Source organism: Microcella sp. (genome assembly GCF_030645145.1).
In the GTDB taxonomy this organism is placed as follows: domain Bacteria; phylum Actinomycetota; class Actinomycetes; order Actinomycetales; family Microbacteriaceae; genus Microcella.
Genome location: NZ_JAUSMI010000081.1, coordinates 1 through 19,928, shown reverse-complemented (window position 1 = coordinate 19,928; position 19,928 = coordinate 1). Strand labels below are relative to the sequence as shown.

The window sequence follows — 19,928 nt, the reverse complement described above, 5'->3', positions numbered from 1 at the left end:
CGCGCACGCGCAAGGGGCGGGGCGCCTGCGCGCGCCCCGCCCCTCGTGCGGCCCTACCACGGCCGCGGCGGCTCAGCTGAGCCGCACACCCGACCCGCTCGCGCGGGACGGACTGCTAGTTGACGTCCTCGTCGACCCAGTCGAACGTCTTCGTGACGGCCTTCTTCCAGTTGCGCAGCTGGCGCTCGCGCTCGGAGTCGTCCATGTTGGGCGTCCAGCGCGAGTCCTCCTGCCAGTTGGCGCGCAGCTCGTCGAGCGAGCCCCACACGCCGACCGCGAGACCCGCGGCGTAGGCGGCGCCGAGCGCGGTGGTCTCCGCGACCACCGGACGGACGACCGGCACACCGAGGATGTCGGCCTGGAACTGCATGAGCGTGTTGTTCGCGATCATGCCGCCATCGACCTTGAGCTCCGTCAGGTCGACGCCCGAGTCGGCGTTGACCGCATCCAGCACCTCGCGGGTCTGGAAGGCGGTCGCCTCGAGCACGGCGCGCGCGATGTGGCCCTTGTTCACGTAGCGGGTGAGGCCCACGAGCGCACCACGGGCATCCGATCGCCAGTACGGAGCGAAGAGACCCGAGAAGGCCGGCACGAAGTAGGCGCCGCCGTTGTCGTCGACCGTCTTGGCGAGCTCCTCGATCTCGGGGGCGTCCTTGATGAGGCCGAGGTTGTCGCGCACCCACTGCACGAGCGAGCCCGTGACGGCGATGGCGCCCTCGAGCGCGTAGTGCGGCTTCTCGTCACCGAGCTTGTAGCCGAGCGTCGTCAGGAGGCCGTTCTTGGAGTGGACGATCTCCTCACCGGTGTTGAAGATGAGGAAGTTGCCCGTGCCGTACGTGTTCTTGGACTCGCCCGGATCGAACGCCGCCTGACCGAACGTGGCGGCCTGCTGGTCGCCCAGGATGCCCGCGACGGGCACCTCGCGCAGCAGCGAGCTGCTGTGGACGGTGCCGTAGACCTCGGAGGACGACCGGATCTCCGGGAGCATCGACGCCGGAACGCCGAACGCCTCAAGGATCGAGTGGTCCCACTGGAGGGTCTCGAGGTCCATGAACATCGTGCGCGAGGCGTTCGTGACGTCGGTCGCGTGCACGCCGCCGTCGGTACCGCCGGTGAGGTTCCAGAGGACCCACGTGTCGGTGGTGCCGAACATGAGGTCGCCGCGGTCGGCGGCCTCGCGGGCGCCCTCGACGTTCTCGAGGATCCAGACGATCTTCGTGCCCGAGAAGTAGGTCGCGAGCGGGAGGCCGACCTTCTGCTTGAACCGCTCGACGCCGCCGTCGGCCGCGAGGCGGTCGACGATGGACTGCGTGCGGGTGTCCTGCCAGACGATGGCGTTGTAGACGGGCTTGCCGGTGCTGCGATCCCAGACCACCGCGGTCTCGCGCTGGTTGGTGATGCCGACGGCGGCGATGTCGTGGCGCGTCAGGTTCGCCTTCGACAGCGCGGAGCCGATGACCTCGCGGGTGTTGCCCCAGATCTCCATCGGGTCGTGCTCGACCCAGCCGGCCTTCGGGAAGATCTGCTCGTGCTCGAGCTGCCCGGTCGAGACGATCGAACCCTTCTGGTCGAAGATGATCGCGCGGGTGCTGGTCGTGCCCTGGTCGATCGCCAGTACGTAGTTGGCCATGAGAGGTATAACTCCTTCGTTATCGGGTCCGGCGCGAGCCGGTTTTCATGAGTGGTGCGGCGCCGACCTAGAGGACGGGCAGGAACGGGATGGCCGCGAGACCGGCGAGCGCGCCACCGATCAGCGGGCCGACGACCGGCACCCACGAGTACGACCAGTCGCTCGAGCCCTTGCCCTTGATGGGCAGCACGGCGTGCGCGAGGCGCGGGCCGAGGTCACGAGCAGGGTTGATGGCGTAGCCCGTGGGGCCACCGAGCGAGGCGCCGATGCCGACGACGAGCAGGGCGACGGGAAGCGCGCCGAGAGCGGCGAGACCGGCGCCCGGTTCGGCGCGGCCGAAGCCGATGACGACGAAGACGAGGACGAAGGTGCCGGCGATCTCGGTGACGAGGTTCCAGCCGTAGCTGCGGATGGCCGGGCCCGTCGAGAAGACGGCGAGCTTGGTGCCCGCGTCGGGCTCCTCGTCGAAGTGCTTCTTGTAGGCGAGGAAGGCGAGAACCGCTCCGATGAACGCACCGATGAGCTGCGCGCCCATGTAGGCGAGGATCGACAGCAGGTTGACGGGCACGCCCTGGCCGAACTCGGTCGCGCCGTTGGTGACGAGTCCGATCGTGACGGCCGGGTTGAGGTGGGCGCCGGAGGCGTAGGCGACGGTCACACCGGCGAAGACCGCGAGGCCCCAGCCGAAGTTGATCATCAGGAAGCCGCCGCCGAAGCCCTTGTTCTTGATGAGCACGGCGTTGGCGACGACACCGGCACCGAGCAGGAGCAGCATGGCGGTGCCGACGACTTCCGAAAGGAAGACCACTGCGAGATTGTCCACGTTGACTTGTTCCTCTGTTCAGGGTGGCTCTTCGGCCTCGGTTCCGGCCGGAGAGGGTGCTCGATGATCGGGACCATCGGGCGGTTCCGCCTCGAGCAGCGATGCTCGATTCGGGGGCTGAGAGGGGATGCGCAGTCCCGGGGTGATGCCTATGGGGTCAGGATGCTCTACCGAGCCTCCTGCGGATGATCGACTTCCACACCGTGATGGTCGGCGAGGTACTCGGCCGCGGCCGCGCGCTCGGCGCGACGCTGCGTCTCGTCCCAGCCGAGCACCTCGCCGACGACCTCGGCGAGCTCGTCGAGGACGGCGGCGGTGACGGCGCCGGTGAACGCCATCGACGTGCGGCGGAGCACGACGTCGACGAGTCGGACGACCTGCTCGGTCTCGACGAGGTGCTGCAGCTCGAGCCGCGAGTAGGCGGGAGTCGAGGCGAGCGGCGCGTCCTGACTGGAGGCGATCCGCGCGATGAGCGCCTCGGCGCTCGTTCCGTAGCGGTCGAGCAGCGTCGCGGCGCGGTCGCGTCCGATGACCGCGCCGTGCTTCTGCAGCCAGGTGGCGCGGTCGGCGTCGGTCGTCGGGTAGCCGACCGCCCCGCCGATGAGTCGCCCGTCGGTGCTGAGGCTCCGCGAGCGGCCGAGCTTCGCCATGACCTCGTCGGCGAGGTTCTCTCCGAGGGCGCGGAAGGTGGTCCACTTGCCGCCGACCAGGCTGAGCACGGGCACGCCGCCGCGCTCGCCGTGCTCGATGCGGTAGTCGCGCGAGATCTGGCCGGTCGAGTCGGCGTCCTGCCGCGGCAGCGGCCGCACGCCCGAGAAGCGGAAGACGATCTGCGAGCGGTTGACGTCGATCGTGGGGAAGACGTGCTTGACGAGGTCGAAGAAGTAGTCGACCTCCTCCTCGGTGCAGCGGATCGGCTGCGAGATGTCGTGCTCGAGGTCGGTCGTGCCGACGAGCACCCGTCCCTTGAGCGGGTAGATGAGCACGATGCGGCCGTCGGTGAACTCGAAGAAGATCTCGCGGCCATTGCAGGCCTCGAGCAGCTCGGGGTGGTCCAGCACGATGTGCGAGCCCTTCGTGCCTCCCATGAACCGGGAGGGCTGGCCGAGGGCCTCGTTCGTGAGGTCCGTCCAGGGGCCCGAGGCGTTGACGACGAGCTTGGCGGCGATCTCGAACTCCTCACCCGTGGTGACGTCGCGCATGCGCACGGCACCGCTCTCGCTCATCCCGACGGCCTCGACGTAGTTGGAGGCACGGGCGTGCTCGCCGGCGGCGAGGCCGTCGTTGAGCACGTCGAGCGCGAGGCGCTCGGGGTCGTGCATCGAGGCGTCGTAGTAGGTGGCCGTCCACTTCACGTCGTCGCGCAGCTTCGGCAGCTCGCGGCGCGAGGCGGCGGCGCCGCGGAACTGGTGGCGGGGGACGCGGCCCCCGTCGCGCGAGAACGTGTCGTAGATCGTGAGGCCGACCTTGATGATGAGCGCCCCGCGCTCCTTCTTCGCTCCGCCCTTGACGCCGACGAACTTCAGCGGGGCGGAGAGGAGGCTCGAGAAGGTCGAGAAGATCGGGATGGTGGTCCGCAGCGGGCGGACGTAGTGCGGGGCGAGGCGGAGGAGCGCGTTGCGCTCGTGGACCGACTCCTGGACGAGTCGGAACTCGCCGTTCTCGAGGTAGCGGATGCCGCCGTGCACCATGTGCGAGCTCGCCGCGGACGCGCCGGCGACGTAGTCGTCGCGCTCGACCAGGACGACGTCGACGCCGTTGAGCGCGAGGTCGCGGAACGTCGCGATGCCGTTGATGCCCGCACCGATGATGACGACGTCGGCGGAGGGGCGCTCGGTCAGCGCGGTCACGGTCGATCGTGCGGGGGACGACTTCTGTGTCGGCATCGGTGGGGCTCTTCCTCGATCCAGCCGCCGGCGGGTCGGCGGTGGGATAATCCTGTGTCGATCGCGAACGATCGACCAACTCCATTGCACAAACGTGCAGAGATGCTGAGGTTCCGATGGCGACGACCGCGCAGCCCTCCGGACGCATGCGGGACGCACTCCGCGCGGCGCACCTGTACTACATGCAGGACCTCACCATGGAGGCGATCGCCCGCGAGCTGAAGACCTCGAGATCCTCGGTTTCCCGCTTGATCTCCTATGCGAAGGAGACCGGCCTGGTCGACATCCGCATCCGCTCGCCGTTCGAGCTCTCGACGCGCTGGGAGCAGGACATCGCCCGTCGATTCGGAGTCTCAGCGCACGTCATCCCCGTTCCCAGCGGCTCCTCGGACGTCGATCGGCAGGACCGCGTGGCCCGCGGCGCTGCACGGATTCTCAACTCCTACTTCGACTCCAACATGGCGATGGGAGTCGCGTGGGGCTCGACGATGAGCGCCATCAGCCGTCACCTGGTGCCGAAGGAGACCCACAACTCCGACATCGTGCAGCTCAACGGCGCCGGCAACACTCACACGACCGGGATCGACTACGCGAGCGAGATCCTCCGCCGATTTGCCGAGTCGTACACCGCACGGCTCCAGCAGTTCCCCGTGCCCGCCTTCTTCGACTCGCCCGCGACCCGCGAGCACCTCTGGAAGGAGCGGAGCATGCGGCGGGTGCTCGACATGCAGACCCACCTCGACATCGCGCTGTTCGGCGTCGGATCGCCGTTCGCGGACATCCCGAGCCACGTCTACATCGGCGGCTACCTCGACCCGGAGGACTACCAGACCTTGAGCGACCAGGGCGTCGTCGGCGACGTGGCCACGGTCTTCTTCCGCGCGGACGGCTCCACCGACGGGATCGAGCTGAACGCGCGCGCGACCGGACCGGACTTCGATGTCCTCCGGCGCATCCCCCGCCGCGTCTGCGTCGTGTCGGGCGTCTCGAAGCTTCCCGGGCTCTCGGGCGCCCTCGCGGCGAATCTCATCACCGACCTCATCATCGATGAGGCCGGCGCTCGCGCGCTCATCGACTCAGCGGGGGGCTCGGTGCCCACGACGACGGGCGCGGTGACGATCGTCGATGTGACGGACGATGACGCGGATCAGTTCCCAGGAGCCGTTCGGGAATAACCCAGGGCCGCCTGCGTTCAATACACTCGAACACGAAACGCACTTCGGGGTCGGTGAAAGTCCGAGCCGGCGGTCATAGTCCGCGACCCGTGATCGACGAGAGCCGAGAGCGGTTGAGCTGGTGGAACTCCAGCACCGACGGTGAGAGTCCGGATGGGAGAAGTGCGGTGCGCGGCTCTGCCGTGCGCCCGCGACCCCGGATTGCGCCCCGACTCACCGAAGGGCCCCGGGAATGACCGCCATCGCCGCACCGCTCGACGCCACGCGCGTCGAGTCCGCGATGCGCCGCGCGCTCTCCCTCGCCGAGCACGGCCCCGCCGTCGGCGACAACCCGCAGGTGGGCTGCGTCCTCCTGGATGCCGACGGAGCGATCGTCGCCGAGGGCTGGCACCGCGGCGCCGGCACGGCCCACGCCGAGGTCGACGCCCTCTCGAAGGTCGCCGACGCGCACGGTCTCACCGCGGTCGTGACGCTCGAGCCCTGCAACCACACCGGCCGCACCGGCCCGTGCGCCCTCGCCCTGATCGAGGCCGGCGTGTCGCGCGTCGTCTACGCGCTCGACGACCCGAGCGCGCTCGCGGGCGGCGGGGCCGCGCGCCTGCGGGCAGCCGGCATCCCCGCCGAGCGCGGCCCGCTCGCCGAGGAGGCGGAGGAGCTCCTGCGCCCCTGGCTCACGAGCGCGCGCCTCGGCCGCCCGTTCATCACGGTCAAGTGGGCGTCGACGCTCGACGGCCGAGCGGCCGCCGCCGACGGCACCAGTCAGTGGATCACCGGCGCCGCCGCCCGCCAGCGCGTCCACGAGCAGCGGGCCCGTCACGACGCGATCGCGGTCGGCACGGGAACGGTGCTCGCCGACGACCCGAGCCTGACCGCGCGCGGCGACGCCGGCGAGCTCCTGCCGCACCAGCCGATCCCCGTCGTCTTCGGCGCGACGCCCGTGCCGGCGGATGCCGCCCTCCGTCGTCACCCGGCCGGCCTCATCGAGGTGGGACACCGCGATCTCGCCGCCGCGCTCCCCGATCTGCTGAGCCGCGGCATCCGCCGCCTCTACGTGGAGGGCGGGCCGACTCTCGCGAGCGCGTTCCTGCGCGCCGGGCTCGCCGATGAGGTGCTGATCTACCTCGCGCCCCTGCTGCTCGGCGGGCCGCGCACGGCCCTCGACGACCTGGGGGTCACCACGATGGCGGAGGCTCATCGGCTGAGCATCCGCTCGATCGAGTCGCTCGGCGACGACCTGCTCGTCACGTGCCGGCCGCTCCGTCCCCGCACCGAATCCGACCCCGCCACCCCGCACAGCTAGGACCCCGCAATGTTCACCGGAATCATCGAAGAGCTCGGCGAGATCGTCGACTGGCAGACGCACGGCGACGCCGGGCGCGTCACCGTGCGCGGTCCGCTCGCCGTGAGCGACGCGAAGCACGGCGACTCGATCAGCGTGAGCGGCGTGTGCCTCACCGTCGTCGAGCAGGGGCCCGACTGGTTCACCGCCGACGTCATGGGCCAGACGCTGCGCATGTCGAACCCCGCCCAGTGGGCCGCGGGCCGCACCGTCAATCTCGAGCGCGCGGCCGCCGTCGGCGACCGCCTCGGCGGGCACATCGTGCAGGGCCACATCGACGGCACCGCAGCCGTCATCGACCTGCGCGACGAGGGCACGTGGCGCGTGCTGCGCTTCTCCCTCGCGCCCGAGCACGCGCCGCTCGTCGTCGACAAGGGCTCGATCGCCGTCGACGGCATCTCCCTCACGGTCAGCGCCGCCGGCGACGACTGGTTCGAGGTCTCGCTCATCCCCGAGACGCTCGAGCGCACGACCCTGGGGCGCCGCACCGTCGGCGACCTCGTCAACATCGAGACCGACATCCTCGCTCGACACGTGGCGCGACTGGCGCGCCTCGACGGAAGGATCCCCGCATGAGCATCGGAACCATCCCTCAGGCGCTCGCCGCGCTGCGGCAGGGCCGGCCCATCCTCGTCGCCGACGACGAGAGCCGCGAGAACGAGGGCGACATCATCCTCTCGGCCGAGCTCGCGACGCAGGAGTGGGTCGCGTGGACCGTCAAGCACTCGAGCGGCTACCTGTGCGCGCCCATGACGAACGAGCTCGCCGATGCGCTCGAGCTGCCGCTCATGGTCTCGAACAGCGAAGACCCTCGTCGCACCGCCTACACGGTGAGCGTCGACGCCGCCGATCGCATCTCGACCGGAATCAGCGCCCGCGACCGCGCCCACACCCTGCGCGTGCTCGCCGATCCGGCCTCGACGCCCGCGAGCCTCATCCGCCCCGGGCACATCCTCCCGCTGCGCGCGGTCGAGGGCGGCGTGCGCGAGCGCGCCGGCCACACCGAGGCCGCCGTCGAGCTCATGCGCCTCGCGGGCCTCCGCCCCGTCGCGGTCATCGGCGAGGTCGTCGCCGACGACGGCGAGATGATGCGCCTGCCCGAGCTCATCGAGTTCGGTCGCACGGAGGACGTCGTCGTCATCACGATCGTCGACCTCATCGCGTACCTGAACTCGGGCGAGGAGTTCGCCGCGGGTGCCCCCGGCGCCCCCGCCGAGCAGCTCTCGAGCGTCTCGTTCGAGGTCGCGACGACCGTTCCGACGACGCACGGCCCGTTCTCGATGCGCGCCTACCGCGACCGCAAGACGGGCGCCGACCACGTCGCGATCGTGAGCGGGATGCCCCACGACGACATGATCGTGCGCGTCCACTCCGAGTGCCTGACCGGCGAGGCCTTCGGCTCGCTCAAGTGCGAGTGCGGCCCGCAGCTCGACGCCGCGCTCGACGTCATCCAGCGCCAGGGCGGCGCCGTGCTCTACATGCGCGGGCACGAGGGCCGCGGCATCGGCCTCATCAACAAGCTGCGCGCGTACCGCCTGCAGGAGGACGGCTACGACACCCTCGATGCCAACCTCGCGCTCGGCCTCCCCGCCGACAGCCGCGACTACCAGGCCGCGAGCGACATGCTCCGCGACCTCGGCGTGAGCCGCGTGCGCCTGCTGTCGAACAACCCGGAGAAGCAGCGTCAGCTCACGCAGTACGGCATCGAGGTGAGCTCGCTCGTCCCGCTCCTCGTCGGCGTCGGCGACGACAACCAGGGCTACCTGAGCGCGAAGCGCGATCGCATGGGCCACCGCCTTCCGGATAGCATCACCTCCGCCCCCGTGTACGCCCAGATGGAAGGACGAAGCGCATGAGCGGAGCAGGAAGCCCGACCCTGAACGTCGACGGAACCGGCCTCACGGTCGCGATCGTGGCCGGCCAGTGGCACGCCGAGATCAGCGCGGGTCTGCTGGCCGGTGCCCGCCGCGTGCTGGAGGCCTCCGGCGCGACGATCGTCGAGTACGCCGCTCCCGGCTCGTTCGAGCTGCCGGTCGTCAGCAAGGCCGCTCTCGAGAACGGCGCGGATGCCGTGGTCGCCCTCGGGGTCATCATCCGAGGCGGGACCCCCCACTTCGAATTCGTCTCCTCGGCAGCGACCGACGGACTCACCCGCGTCGCCCTCGACACCGGGAAGCCCGTCGGATTCGGTGTGCTCACTCTCGAGAACGAGCAGCAGGGCCTCGACCGTGCCGGGCTGCCCGGCTCGAAGGAGGACAAGGGCGCCGAGGCGGCCGAGGCGGCTCTCGCGACGGCGCAGGCGCTGCGGATCATCCGCGCCTGACGCTCGGGAGCGGCGTCGGCGCCTCAATTCTGGAAACCTTTTCACTAGGGGCGCGCACGCCGCGTTCCATATGAAACGGGGCAGAAGCAGGTGGAACGAGCGGGTCTTCGCCGGGAACGGCTCGGGCTCCATCTGGAACTTCTGGAACCGTTTGCACCTTTCCGCTACGACGGGTGATACTCCCCCTGCGAGGGGCTCAGCGCGACGACGACGTCGCCCTCCTTGCGGATGGAGAATCTATGCGAACTCGATCTGCACGATCCGCGACGGGGGCCATCGGGCTCGGCCTCGCGATCATCGCGTCACTGCTCATCGCGCCGTCGGGCGCGACGACCGCGACGGCCGCGACGGCCACGAACAGTCCGGACTTCACCGCCAACGTGATGGCACCGCTCGAGGTCTCGGACTGGAACCAGTTCACCAGCCAGCTCGACACCGTCGAGTCGTACGGCGTTGACGCCGTGACCGTCGATGTCTGGTGGGGCAAGGTCGAAGCGGCAGGCGACAACCAGTTCGACTGGAGCTACTACGACCGGATCTTCCAGACGATCACGAACGAGGGGCTCGACATCGTCCCGATCCTCTCGTTCCATCAGTGCGGCGGCAACGTCGGCGACACGTGCAACATCCCGCTGCCCTCGTGGCTCTGGAGCAAGTACACCGGCGCCTCGCTCAACGGCATCACACTCGACGGCAACGGTCTCAAGCACCGCAGCGAGCAGGGCAACTTCTCGAGCGAGACCGTCCAGGGCTGGGCGACTCCCCTCGTGCAGAACGAGTACCAGGCGTTCACGCAGGCGTTCGTCGCGCGCTACGGCTCGACCTACGCGAACCGCATGCAGGAGATCAATGTCTCGCTCGGCCCGGCCGGCGAGCTGCGCTACCCCTCGTACAACAGTCACGACACCGGGTCGGGGTACCCGACGCGAGGCGCGCTTCAGGCGTACTCCGCCCTCGCGGTGAAGAGCCTGCAGCAGTGGGCCGTGGCGAAGTACGGCTCGCTCGCGGGCGTCAACGCGGCGTGGGGCACGAGCCTCACCTCTCAGACGCAGATCCAGCCGCCGAGCAACGCGGGGTTCTTCTTCTCCTCGGGCGACTACCGCAGCACGCAGTACGGCAAGGACTTCGTCGACTGGTACAACAAGAGCCTCGTCGACCATGGCGAGCGGATGCGCGACACCGTGCTCGGCGCGCTCGGCTCCTCCTTCCCGGGCGCCGATATCGGCTACAAGATCCCCGGCGTGCACTGGTCCATGACGGGCCCGACGCCGCGCGCGGCGGAGGTCGCCGCCGGGCTGGTCCAGACGAGCGTCGACATGACCGCCGCGAGCACCGGTCGCGGCTACGCGAACATCGTCGGGCTCGCCAACCGCGTCGCCGACTCGGGTCGCGGCGTGATCCTGCACTTCACCTGTCTCGAGTTCAACGACGAGAACTACTCGCCGCAGTACTCGCAGGCCAAGACGCTCGTGGGCTGGGTCGGTGCGGAGGCAGGTCGCCAGGGAGTGACGATCAAGGGCGAGAACGCCCTCGCCGGCGGCATCACGACCGACAACGGCTGGGACAACGTCAACCAGGCCTTCGACAGCTTCCCCTACCTGGGGATGACCGTGCTCCGGGTCGGCGAGGTCGCGTCGGGAACCGGGCAGTCGCGCTACGCGCAGTTCATCCAGAAGTACCGGCCCGCCACCTGGAGCTCGCTCTACGTGCGCGGCACCCACAACGGATGGGGGCTGTCGACGCCGATGACGAAATCCGGCGACGTCTGGACGGCGACGAACGTGTCCTTCGGCTCCGCCAGCGATCAGCGGTTCAAGTTCGACGTCACGGGCGACTGGAGCCTGAACTACGGAGGCTCCGGGCTCACCGGGACGGCCGTGCAGAACGGCGGAGACATCGCCGTGAGCTCGAGCACGACGTACACCATCACCTTCGACGAGAGGACGAAGGCCTACGCCGTCACCCCCTCGAGCACCGGAGGATCGGCCGTGACGGTGCACTTCGCCGAGTTCGAGTCGGCGTCGAGCTACTCGATCCACACGTGGAACGGCATCAGCGGCACCTTCCCGATGGCGTACGAGGGCTTCATCAACGGTCGCCACTGGTGGAAGGTGACGCTGTCGAATGCGCCGAGCACGTTCAGCTTCACCTTCACCAACAGCAACGGCAGATGGGACACCGCCGACCGCTCGTACGCGAGCCAGGCCAGCACAGTGTACGCGCTGCCGGGAAGCACGACCGTGTACACGACGCGGCCGTAGCCGCGACGTCGGAACGGACGGCGCCCGCACCCCGCGAGGGGGGCGGGCGCCGTCCGCATCCGTCGCCTACTTCAGGAAGAGGGCGCGCAGCCGGTTCGTCGTGAACACGATGCCGATCGCGATCATCACGAGGTAGTAGCCGACGTGCACGAGCATCATGCCGCTGAGCGCGCCGGTCGTGAGGCCGCGCACGAGCTCGACGCCGTGCCACAGCGGCAGCGCCTGGATGAGCCACTGGATCGGCTCGGGGTAGACGGAGATCGGGTAGAACGTCGCCGAGAACAGGAACATCGGCAGCATGATGAAGGTCACCCACTCGATCTGCTGGAAGGTCTTCATGTAGCTCGTGATGGCCATCCCGAGGCTCGCGAAGCCGAACGTGATGAGCAGCACCGCGGGCAGGGCGAGCAGGGCCGTCCAGGCGAGGTTGAGGCCGAAGAGCTGCATGACGACCATGAAGCCGACCGCGTACATCGCGCCGCGCAGGAGGGCGAGGAAGATCTCGCCGAGCGCGACGTCGAGCGGGCCGAGGCTCGTCGTGAGCATGCCCTGGTACAGCTTCGAGTAGTTGAGCTTGAAGAACACGTTCCACGTCGAGTCGTAGACGGCCCCGTTCATCGCCGACACCGCGAGCAGCGCCGGTGCGATGAACGCCGCGTACGGCACCTCCTGCCCCGTCGAGGTCTGCACGCTGCCGACGAGAGCGCCGAAGCCGATGCCGAGCGAGAGCAGGTAGAAGACGGGCTCGAAGAAGCCGCTGAGCACGACGAGGTAGTTCGTGCTGCGGGTCGCGAGAAGACCGCGGCGGATGACCGCACCGGTGTTGCCCGCATACAGGGCGCTGCGCTGCCGGGTCAGGGGCGCGCTCGTCGTCGAGGAGGGCGCGGTCACTTGTCGAGCCTCCTCGTGAAGTGGCGGCGCGTCGCCCAGAGGCCCACCGCGAAGAGCGTGACGAGGTAGCCGACGTGCGTCGCGGTGAGCCACGCGGGCTCGTCCATGCCGTAGGTGAGCACGCGGCCGAGCTCGGTGCCGTGCCAGAGCGGCGAGATCCACCCGATCGGCTGCAGGAAGACGGGGAGCTGCTCGAGCGGGAAGAAGGTGCCAGAGAACAGGAAGAGCGGCGTGATGCCGAAGCGCTGCAGCATCGCCATCTGCCCGCGGTCCTCCGTGATCGTCGAGGTGTAGCTCGAGATCGCGGCGCCGATCGCGAGGCCCGTCATCGACGCCGCGAGAATCGCGAGCCAGCCGAGCGGGGACGTGATCGCGCCGAACAGGGCGATGATGCCGCAGTAGATCGCGACCGTGACCACGGTGCGCAGCGCGATGTGGATGAACATGCCGTTGACGATCTGCGCGCCCGTGATCGGCGAGGCGTTCATCCCGAAGAAGATCGGGTTCCACTTGAAGCCGAGCAGGATCGGGTAGCTCGTCTCGTTCGCGGTGACCGTCATCGCCGCCGCCGCCATGAGCGCGGGCGCGACGAACTGGAGGTAGCTGACGCCCTCCACACCCTGCGGCACGAGGCTCGCGAGCCCGACGCCGAGCGCGAAGAGGTAGATGAGCGGGTTGCCGAAGCTCTGGAAGAGCGCGTCGCCGGCGTAGCCCTTCATCGCGCGGATGCGGTGCTCGGCGATGTACCAGGAGCCCCAGCGGCGGGGAGCCTCGCCCGCGGCGAGCGCGCGCCGGGCATCCTCTCGCTGCGCACCGGCCGTCGGAGCGGCTCGGTCGGTGGCGGTCATTCGATGAGGCTCCGGCCGGTGAGCCGCAGGAAGACGTCCTCGAGGCTCGAGCGGCGCACGAGCGAGGTGATCGGGTGCAGGCCCAGCTGCGTGATGCGCTCGAGCTCGGCCTCGCCGTTGCCGCTGTACACGAGGATGCGGTCGGGCAGCACCTCGAGGCGCTCGCCGATGCCCTGCAGCCTCTCGGCGGCCTCGGCGTTCCTGTCGCTGCCGAAGCGCACCTCGAGCACCTCCTTGCTGGAGTACTCGCGGATGAGCGCGGCGGGCGAGCCCTCGGCCATGATGCGGCCCTTGTCGACGACGACGAGGCGGTCGCAGAGCTGCTCGGCCTCATCCATGTAGTGCGTCGTGAGCACGAGGGTCGTGCCCTGCTCCTTGAGGCGGAACAGGCGGTCCCAGAGGATGTGCCTGGCCTGCGGGTCGAGGCCCGTCGTCGGCTCGTCGAGCAGCAGGATGCGCGGCTCGTTGATGAGCGCGCGGGCGATCGTGAGGCGGCGCTTCATGCCGCCGGAGAGGTCGTCGACCTTGGCCTTGGTGCGGTCGGCCAGCTGCGCGAACTCGAGCAGGGCATCCGCCCGCTCGGCGATCACGGAGCGCGGCAGACCGAAGTAGCGGCCGTAGACGAGGAGGTTGTCGCGGACGCGGAGCTCCTGGTCGAGGTTGTCCTGCTGCGGGACGACGCCGAGCTGCGACCGGATGTCGGGGCCGTGGTCGTTCGGGTCGAGGCCGAGGATCTCGAGGTCGCCGGCGGTGCGCGTCGAGACGGCGCCGACCATGCGCATCGTCGTCGACTTGCCGGCCCCGTTCGGGCCGAGCAGGCCGAAGGATTCGCCGGGCGCGACGTCGAAGTCGATCCCGTCCACAGCGGTGAAGTCGCCGTACTTCTTGGTCAGGTTCCGGGCGGTGATGACGGGCTGCGGCACGAGAGTCGAGCATAGACCCGGCGCACGACGGCCGCGCGGCGTCGGCTACGGCGCGCGCGAAGGCGCACTCGGCCAGGATGGAGCCATGAGCTCGACCAGCGCCCCCTCCCGATCCCGCCGCGGCGGCGGCCGCGACCGCGACGCGGATTCCGGCCCCCGCGCGACCTTCGGCCAGCTGCTGCCCTACCTGCTCGAGCACCGCACGGTGCTGTCGTGGGTCATCGTCATCAGCGTCCTCGGCGCGATCGCGTCGCTCGCCCAGCCGCTGCTCGTGAGCCAGGTCATCGCGCGCGTCGAGGCCGGCGAGTCTCTCGGGCCGCTCGTCGGCGCGCTCGTGGCGCTGGTCGTGGTCGCCGCCCTGCTGAGCGGCTTCGGCCATTACCTGCTGCAGCGCACCGGGGAGGGGGTCGTGCTCTCGAGTCGACGCACCCTCGTGCGCCGGATGCTGCACCTGCCGATCGCGCAGTTCGACGAGCGCCGCACGGGCGATCTCGTCAGCCGCGTCGGGAGCGACACGACGCTCCTCCGCGCCGTCCTCACGCAGGGCCTCGTCGAGGCGATCGGCGGCAGCCTCATCTTCGTCGGCGCGATCATCGCGATGGCCGTCATCGACCCGACGCTGCTCGGGCTCACGCTGCTCGTCGTGGCGGTGTCGGTCGTCACGGTCGTCGTGCTCTCGCGGCGCATCCGCGTCGCCTCGCGGAAGGCGCAGGAGAGGGTCGGCGACCTCGCCGCCGCCGTCGAGCGCGCGATCTCGTCCGTGCGGACGGTGCGCGCGGCGAACGCGACCGATCGCGAGATCGCGGCCGTCGACACGGATGCCCGGGGCGCGTGGGAGCAGGGGATCCGCGTCGCGCGCATCTCGGCCCTCGTCGTCCCCATCTCATCGATCGCGCTGCAGGTGTCGTTCCTCGTCGTCCTCGGCGTCGGCGGCTTCCGCGTCGCGACGGGCGCGATCGAGATCGGCGACCTCGTCGCGTTCATCCTCTTCCTCTTCCTGCTCATCGGCCCGCTCGGTCAGGCCTTCGGCGCGATCACCTCGGTGAACTCGGCGCTCGGCGCGCTCGGGCGGATCCAGGAGATCATCGCGCTGCCGAGCGAGGCCGAGGGCGACGCCGACATCGTGCCGGAGCCCGACGAGCCGACCGATGCGGCGGTGTCGTTCCACGACGTGCAGTTCTCCTACCCCGAGCGCGCCCACCGCACCGAGGCCGAGAAGGCCGCCGCCGAGCCCGAGGCGGCGCTCGCGGCGACCGCGCGGGGCGCGGCCGCGTCCGATCCGGCGGGCGGGGCGGATGCCGAAGAACCGCGCGACGCCGCTGTCCTCCGCGGGGTGTCGTTCGCGGTGCCGCGGGGAGCGCGCGTCGCCCTCGTCGGGCCGAGCGGCGCCGGCAAGTCGACCGTGCTCGCGCTCGTCGAGCGCTTCTACGACCCGACAGCCGGGGTCATCCGGATGGACGGGATCGACATCCGGGCTCTCGATCGCGTCGAGCTGCGCAGCCGCATCGGCTACGTCGAGCAGGACGCCCCCGTGCTCGCCGGCACGCTCCGCGAGAACCTCCTCCTCGGCACGCCCGGCGCGAGCGACGACCAGTGCGTCGCCGTGCTGCGCTCCGTCAACCTCGGCGAAGTGCTCGATCGCTCGCCTCTCGGTCTCGAGGCGCCCGTGGGCGAGGACGGCGTCATGCTCTCGGGCGGCGAGCGGCAGCGGCTCGCGATCGCGCGCGCGCTGCTCGCGGCGCCGCCGATCCTGCTCCTGGACGAGTCGACATCCTCGCTCGACGGTCGCAACGAGCAGCTCATGCGCGAGGCGATCGACGCCGTCGCGGAGGACCGGACGCTCATCGTGATCGCCCACCGCCTGTCGACCGTCGTCGACAGCGACCTCATCGTCGTGCTCGACCACGGCCGCGTCGTCGGCACGGGCACCCACAGCGAGCTCGTGCGGGACGTGCCCCTCTACCGCGACCTCGCCAAGCACCAGCTGCTCGTGTAGCGCGAGAGGTGCGGTCTCGGCGGTCGGGACACGGTCAGGATGCCGCGGCCGCGACCTCTCCGCCGGCGGCGACGATCTCGGCGAGCGCCGCCGCGCTCGGGCCCGGCGCCACCCCGGCGACGAGGTCGCTCAGGACGCGCACCCGACGGCCCGCGGCGAGCGCGTCGAGCGCCGAGGCCCGCACGCAGTGGTCGGTCGCGATGCCGACGACGTCGACGGAGTCGATGCCGTGCTCGTCGAGCGCCGTGATGAGGGACCGGCCGTCCTCGGTCGTCCCCTCGAAGATCGAGTACGCCGGCACACCCTGTCCCTTGCGCACGTGCAGGTCGATGAGCGCGCGGTCGATCGCGGGGTGGTAGTCGGCGCCCGGCGAACCGGCCACGCAGTGCACCGGCCACGTCGTCACGAAGTCGGGAGCGGCATCCGTCGCGAAGTGGCCCCGGTTGTCGTTCGCGGCGTCGTGCCAGTCGCGCGAGGCGACCACGAGGGCGTAGTCGTCGGCGTGCGAGCGCGCGTGCTCGGTGATCGCCGCCGCCACAGCGGCTCCGCCGTCGACGCCGAGCGCGCCGCCCTCGGTGAAGTCGTTCTGCACGTCGATGATGAGCAGCGCGCGGGGCATGGCGTCTCCGTCTCTCTGTCGGGGCCTCCGGGTCGGGCGACGAGCGCCCGGCCGCGTCACGTGTTGGTCAGGTTGTCGCCGCAGCGGTAGGCGCCCGCCGTCAGCAGGTCGAGCGCCTGGCGCGCCGAGCCCTGCACGTTGCCGATCGCCGAGAAGGCGAAGGTCAGCGTCGTGCCGTCGGCGGCGGTGATGATGCCGCTGAGCGAGTAGGCGGTGTTGATCCAGCCGGTCTTCGCCGCGACGCTCCCGCGGGCCATCGCGGCGTCGCCGCCGAAGCGGCTCGCGAGCGACCCCGAGCGGCCGGCCACGGGCAGGCCCGCGGTGAGCACGGGCAGGTCGCCGCCGCCGGCGGCCACGACGTCGAAGAGGCGCGCGTAGTACAGGGGCGAGACGGCGTTCAGATGGCTGAGCCCCGACCCGTCGCGGATGACCATCGCGGGGTCGAGCGTCACGCCGTAGGGCTGCAGCGCGGCGGCGAACGCCTGCGTGAGCGAGGCGGCCGAGCCGTCGAACCCCGATTCCTTCGACACGACGCGCGCGAGCATCTCGGCGAGCGTATTGTCGCTGTTCATGAGCATCTTCTCGATGAGCCGGCTCACCGGCTGCGAGCGGACGACCGCGAGCTCGGCACCGCCGCTCGCGACGCCCGTGCTCACGGCCGGACGTCCGGCCGGATTGCCCGCCGCACCGAGAGCGAGCGCGAAGGCTTCGCCCGCGCGCGTGATCGGGTCGGTCGAGCGGGGGCTCGTGTCAAGCCCGGGGTTCTGGCGATCGCCGTCGATCTGGAGCGCCGTGACCTCGGAGTGGTAGCCGATCGTCTGCTCGCTGCGCTCCCACGACGAGTCCCACTTGTCCGCGGGGCTCCAGTACGTGGCGTCGAGCAGCACCTGGGTGATCTCAGGGGCCTCGGGGTTCGCGGCGGCGTAGGCGGCCACGGTCTGCGCCGCGAGGTCGGCGAGCTTGGGGGCGCCGCGGTAGACGCTCTCCTGGCCGGGCGCGAGGGCGCTGAGCGTCGCGTCCCCTCCGCCGACGAGGACCACCTGGCCGGGCTCGGAGCCCTGCTCGACCCGCGTGGACAGCTGGTAGCCGGGGCCCAGCACGCGCAGGGCGGCGGCCGCGGTGAGCACCTTGAGCACGCTGCCGTGTCGGGCCGGAGTCGACGCGGCGCGGTCGAAGAGCACCTCACCGGTCTCGGCGTTGACGACCGCGCCGACGAAGTCGCCGAGGCGACCGTCGGAGGCGAGGCCCGCGATCGAGCACGTGCGCACGCGCGTCGGGGCGGTCGCGACCGTCGGGCCGGCGCGCGTCGGCTCGGGCTCGGGGGTCGGCTCGGCGCTCGTCTCGACCGGCGCGGGCTCGGCGTCGGGCTCGGCGGCTGTCGCCGCGGGCTGTCCGACCGCGACGCCGGCGGCGACCGCGCCGGCTCCGAGGAGCGAGAACGCGGTGACGAGCGCGGCGATCGTGAGGGCGCGCGGGTGGCGCCTCACGAAGGCGGTCACACCTGCGCCGCGGGGCGGCGCACCGGCGTCGGGCGTCTCTCGGGCATCCGGGGCTGTCACCCGGCCATGATAGTCGCGGCCGGTCAGGCCTCGTCTGCCGCGTATCGCACGCCGATCTGGCGGCGCACCTCGTCGAGCACGCCCATGATCGCGACGGTCTCGTCGATCGGGAGGCTCGTGGGCTCGGCGCCGGCGATGCGGGCCTCGAGCTCGGCGGCCTGGAACTGCATCCCGCGCTGCGCGACGACCGGAGCGATGCGCTCGACGACCTCGCCGCGCTCGTCGAAGAGCGTCGCGACGGTCGGCGCGTAGAAGGTGCGCTCGATCTCGAGGTACCCGCGCGTGCCGATAACGGCCGCGCGGTTGGGGCCGGCGGTGTCGAGCGCCGTGTGCAGCACGGCCTGCCGACCGTCGGCGTAGTCGAGGATCATCGCCGTCTGCCGGTCGACTCCCGTCGCGGTGAGAGCGGCATGGGCGCGGATGCCCTGCGGCAGCCCGAGGACGTCCACGGCGAACGACACCGGGTAGATGCCGAGGTCGAGCAGGGCGCCGCCGCCCAGCTCCGGGTTCTGCAGCCGGTGCGCGGGGTCGAGCGGGAGCGACTGCGTGTGGTCGGCGAGCACGGTGCGCACCTCGCCGAGGGCGCCCGAGCGCACGAGCTCGCGCACGCGGATCATGTGCGGCAGGAACCGCGTCCACATCGCCTCCATGACGAGGACGCCCGCCTCGGCGGCGGCGTCGGCGACGCGGCGCGCATCCCGCTCGGTCAGGGTGAAGGCCTTCTCGACGAGGACGTGCTTGCCCGCCGCGATCGCGAGCAGCGCGTGCTCGGCGTGATGCGAGTGCGGGCTCGCGACGTAGACGATCTCGACGGCCGGGTCGGCGACGAGCTCCTCGTACGATCCGTGCGCGGTCGGGATGCCGTGCTCGGCGGCGAAGGAGCGCGCGCTCTCGAGGCGGCGCGAACCCACCGCGGCGACGGTGAACCCCTCGGAGATCAGGTCGCGCGCGAACGCGTGCGCGATGCCGCCCGCCGCGAGGATGCCCCAGCCCGGTCGCGCCATCGTCGTCCCGCCTTCCGCTCGCGGTCGAGCGCCGGCGAGCGGGCTCAGCCTATCGAGCCCGCTCGCCGGCGACGACGAGCGATCGGTCGCGGTCGGTCAGCAGGTGACCCAGCGCGCGGCCGCCCGCGTGAAGCTGTACGGCTCGTTCGGCACGCCGCCGTGGGTCATCGCGAAGAGGATGCAGACGCCGCCCGTGCTGCCCGTGTACGTGGGCTTGTAGAGCGAGGTGCGGTGCCCCGAGGAGTCCCACCACTTCTGCGCCACTGTCGCGCCCGAGTTGTTCGAGCCGCCGGCGAGGTTGCCGTCGCAGCCGACGCTCGGAACGCCGTCGCTGCGCTTCGAGCCGATGTGGCCCCATGCGCTCATCGGGTCGGTCGAGGGGTCCTCCGCCATCCAGAACAGGCGGTCCTCCATGCAGGAGTCGAAGCGGATGTTCGCCATCGGGATCGGCGGCAGGCAGTTGGCGACGCGGATCTCGTTGTAGCGCTGGGCGAACTGCGCGAGGTCGGCCGAGGTGGTGCCCGCGACGCCGCCCTTCGACGTGCGGCCGGGAGCTCCCGCGGTGCTGCCGCCGGGCATGCCGGCGCAGGCCGGGGTCGTGACGGCCGGCGGCGGGGTCGGCGTCGGAGAGGGCGCGACGGGTGCGGGCGC

16 protein-coding genes, 1 pseudogene and 1 riboswitch are annotated in these 19,928 nt (G+C 70.9%); of the genes and pseudogenes, 7 read left to right on the top strand and 10 right to left on the bottom strand.

The window, feature by feature from the left end; all coding sequences use genetic code 11:
* Positions 1-115 precede the first annotated feature (115 nt).
* The 3 genes from glpK to Q7T15_RS05030 form a co-directional block, all read right to left on the bottom strand.
* Positions 116-1,630: a glycerol kinase GlpK gene (glpK, locus tag Q7T15_RS05040; RefSeq protein WP_304693909.1), complete on the bottom strand. Its 1,515-nt coding sequence runs from the start codon at positions 1,628-1,630 to the stop codon at positions 116-118.
* A gap of 67 nt (positions 1,631-1,697) precedes the next feature.
* A complete protein-coding gene (locus Q7T15_RS05035; RefSeq protein ID WP_304693907.1) occupies positions 1,698-2,438 on the bottom strand; it encodes an MIP/aquaporin family protein in 741 nt (246 codons plus the stop codon).
* Positions 2,439-2,620: 182 nt separating this feature from the next.
* Positions 2,621-4,339, bottom strand: coding sequence for a glycerol-3-phosphate dehydrogenase/oxidase (locus tag Q7T15_RS05030; protein WP_304693905.1), 1,719 nt, complete (start codon positions 4,337-4,339; stop codon positions 2,621-2,623).
* A gap of 146 nt (positions 4,340-4,485) precedes the next feature.
* Between Q7T15_RS05030 and Q7T15_RS05025 the strand changes: the two genes are divergently transcribed.
* The 6 genes from Q7T15_RS05025 to Q7T15_RS05000 all read left to right on the top strand — a co-directional run bounded on the left by Q7T15_RS05025 (position 4,486) and on the right by Q7T15_RS05000 (position 11,437).
* Positions 4,486-5,514, top strand: coding sequence for a sugar-binding transcriptional regulator (locus Q7T15_RS05025; RefSeq protein ID WP_304693903.1), 1,029 nt, complete (start codon positions 4,486-4,488; stop codon positions 5,512-5,514).
* A 36-nt stretch (positions 5,515-5,550) separates the two neighbouring features.
* A riboswitch (FMN riboswitch) is annotated at positions 5,551-5,683 on the top strand.
* Between the two features lie 63 nt (positions 5,684-5,746).
* Positions 5,747-6,814, top strand: coding sequence for a bifunctional diaminohydroxyphosphoribosylaminopyrimidine deaminase/5-amino-6-(5-phosphoribosylamino)uracil reductase RibD (gene ribD / locus Q7T15_RS05020; RefSeq protein ID WP_304693901.1), 1,068 nt, complete (start codon positions 5,747-5,749; stop codon positions 6,812-6,814).
* Between the two features lie 9 nt (positions 6,815-6,823).
* Positions 6,824-7,429: a riboflavin synthase gene (locus Q7T15_RS05015; RefSeq protein WP_304693899.1), complete on the top strand. Its 606-nt coding sequence runs from the start codon at positions 6,824-6,826 to the stop codon at positions 7,427-7,429.
* Positions 7,426-8,709, top strand: a complete 1,284-nt coding sequence (gene ribB / locus Q7T15_RS05010; protein ID WP_304693897.1) for a 3,4-dihydroxy-2-butanone-4-phosphate synthase — start codon at positions 7,426-7,428, stop codon at positions 8,707-8,709. Before Q7T15_RS05015 ends, ribB begins: the two co-directional genes overlap by 4 nt.
* On the top strand, positions 8,706-9,176 hold the full coding sequence (gene ribH, locus Q7T15_RS05005) for a 6,7-dimethyl-8-ribityllumazine synthase (RefSeq protein WP_304693895.1): 471 nt from the start codon (positions 8,706-8,708) through the stop codon (positions 9,174-9,176). Before ribB ends, ribH begins: the two co-directional genes overlap by 4 nt.
* Before the next feature lie 239 nt (positions 9,177-9,415).
* On the top strand, positions 9,416-11,437 hold the full coding sequence (locus Q7T15_RS05000) for a family 14 glycosylhydrolase (protein ID WP_304693893.1): 2,022 nt from the start codon (positions 9,416-9,418) through the stop codon (positions 11,435-11,437).
* A gap of 66 nt (positions 11,438-11,503) precedes the next feature.
* On the opposite strand, the gene Q7T15_RS04995 is transcribed toward Q7T15_RS05000, so the two are convergent.
* From Q7T15_RS04995 to Q7T15_RS04985, 3 genes are read right to left on the bottom strand one after another with little or no spacing between them, the layout of a single operon-like run.
* Positions 11,504-12,328 (bottom strand): ABC transporter permease, encoded by an 825-nt coding sequence (locus tag Q7T15_RS04995; RefSeq protein ID WP_304693891.1) that lies wholly within the window; start codon positions 12,326-12,328, stop codon positions 11,504-11,506.
* Positions 12,325-13,176, bottom strand: a complete 852-nt coding sequence (locus Q7T15_RS04990; protein ID WP_304693889.1) for an ABC transporter permease — start codon at positions 13,174-13,176, stop codon at positions 12,325-12,327. Before Q7T15_RS04990 ends, Q7T15_RS04995 begins: the two co-directional genes overlap by 4 nt.
* Positions 13,173-14,099: an ABC transporter ATP-binding protein gene (locus Q7T15_RS04985; protein WP_304693887.1), complete on the bottom strand. Its 927-nt coding sequence runs from the start codon at positions 14,097-14,099 to the stop codon at positions 13,173-13,175. The genes Q7T15_RS04990 and Q7T15_RS04985 overlap by 4 nt, the downstream gene beginning before the upstream one ends.
* A gap of 85 nt (positions 14,100-14,184) precedes the next feature.
* Here Q7T15_RS04985 and Q7T15_RS04980 point away from each other — a divergent pair, with 85 nt between their 5' ends.
* A complete protein-coding gene (locus Q7T15_RS04980) occupies positions 14,185-16,095 on the top strand; it encodes an ABC transporter ATP-binding protein (RefSeq protein WP_304693885.1) in 1,911 nt (636 codons plus the stop codon).
* A gap of 34 nt (positions 16,096-16,129) precedes the next feature.
* Here the strand turns inward: Q7T15_RS04980 and Q7T15_RS04975 are convergent, their stop codons facing one another.
* The 4 genes and pseudogenes from Q7T15_RS04975 to Q7T15_RS04960 form a co-directional block, all read right to left on the bottom strand.
* A complete protein-coding gene (locus Q7T15_RS04975) occupies positions 16,130-16,714 on the bottom strand; it encodes an isochorismatase family protein (RefSeq protein ID WP_304693883.1) in 585 nt (194 codons plus the stop codon).
* A gap of 56 nt (positions 16,715-16,770) precedes the next feature.
* A complete protein-coding gene (locus Q7T15_RS04970; RefSeq protein WP_304693881.1) occupies positions 16,771-18,273 on the bottom strand; it encodes a D-alanyl-D-alanine carboxypeptidase/D-alanyl-D-alanine-endopeptidase in 1,503 nt (500 codons plus the stop codon).
* Between the two features lie 23 nt (positions 18,274-18,296).
* The gene (locus Q7T15_RS04965; protein WP_304693879.1) at positions 18,297-19,277 is read right to left on the bottom strand and encodes a Gfo/Idh/MocA family protein; all 981 of its coding nucleotides are present in this window, start codon (positions 19,275-19,277) and stop codon (positions 18,297-18,299) included.
* 96 nt (positions 19,278-19,373) lie between these two features.
* Positions 19,374-19,928: pseudogene (locus tag Q7T15_RS04960) on the bottom strand (hypothetical protein); the annotation flags it as partial.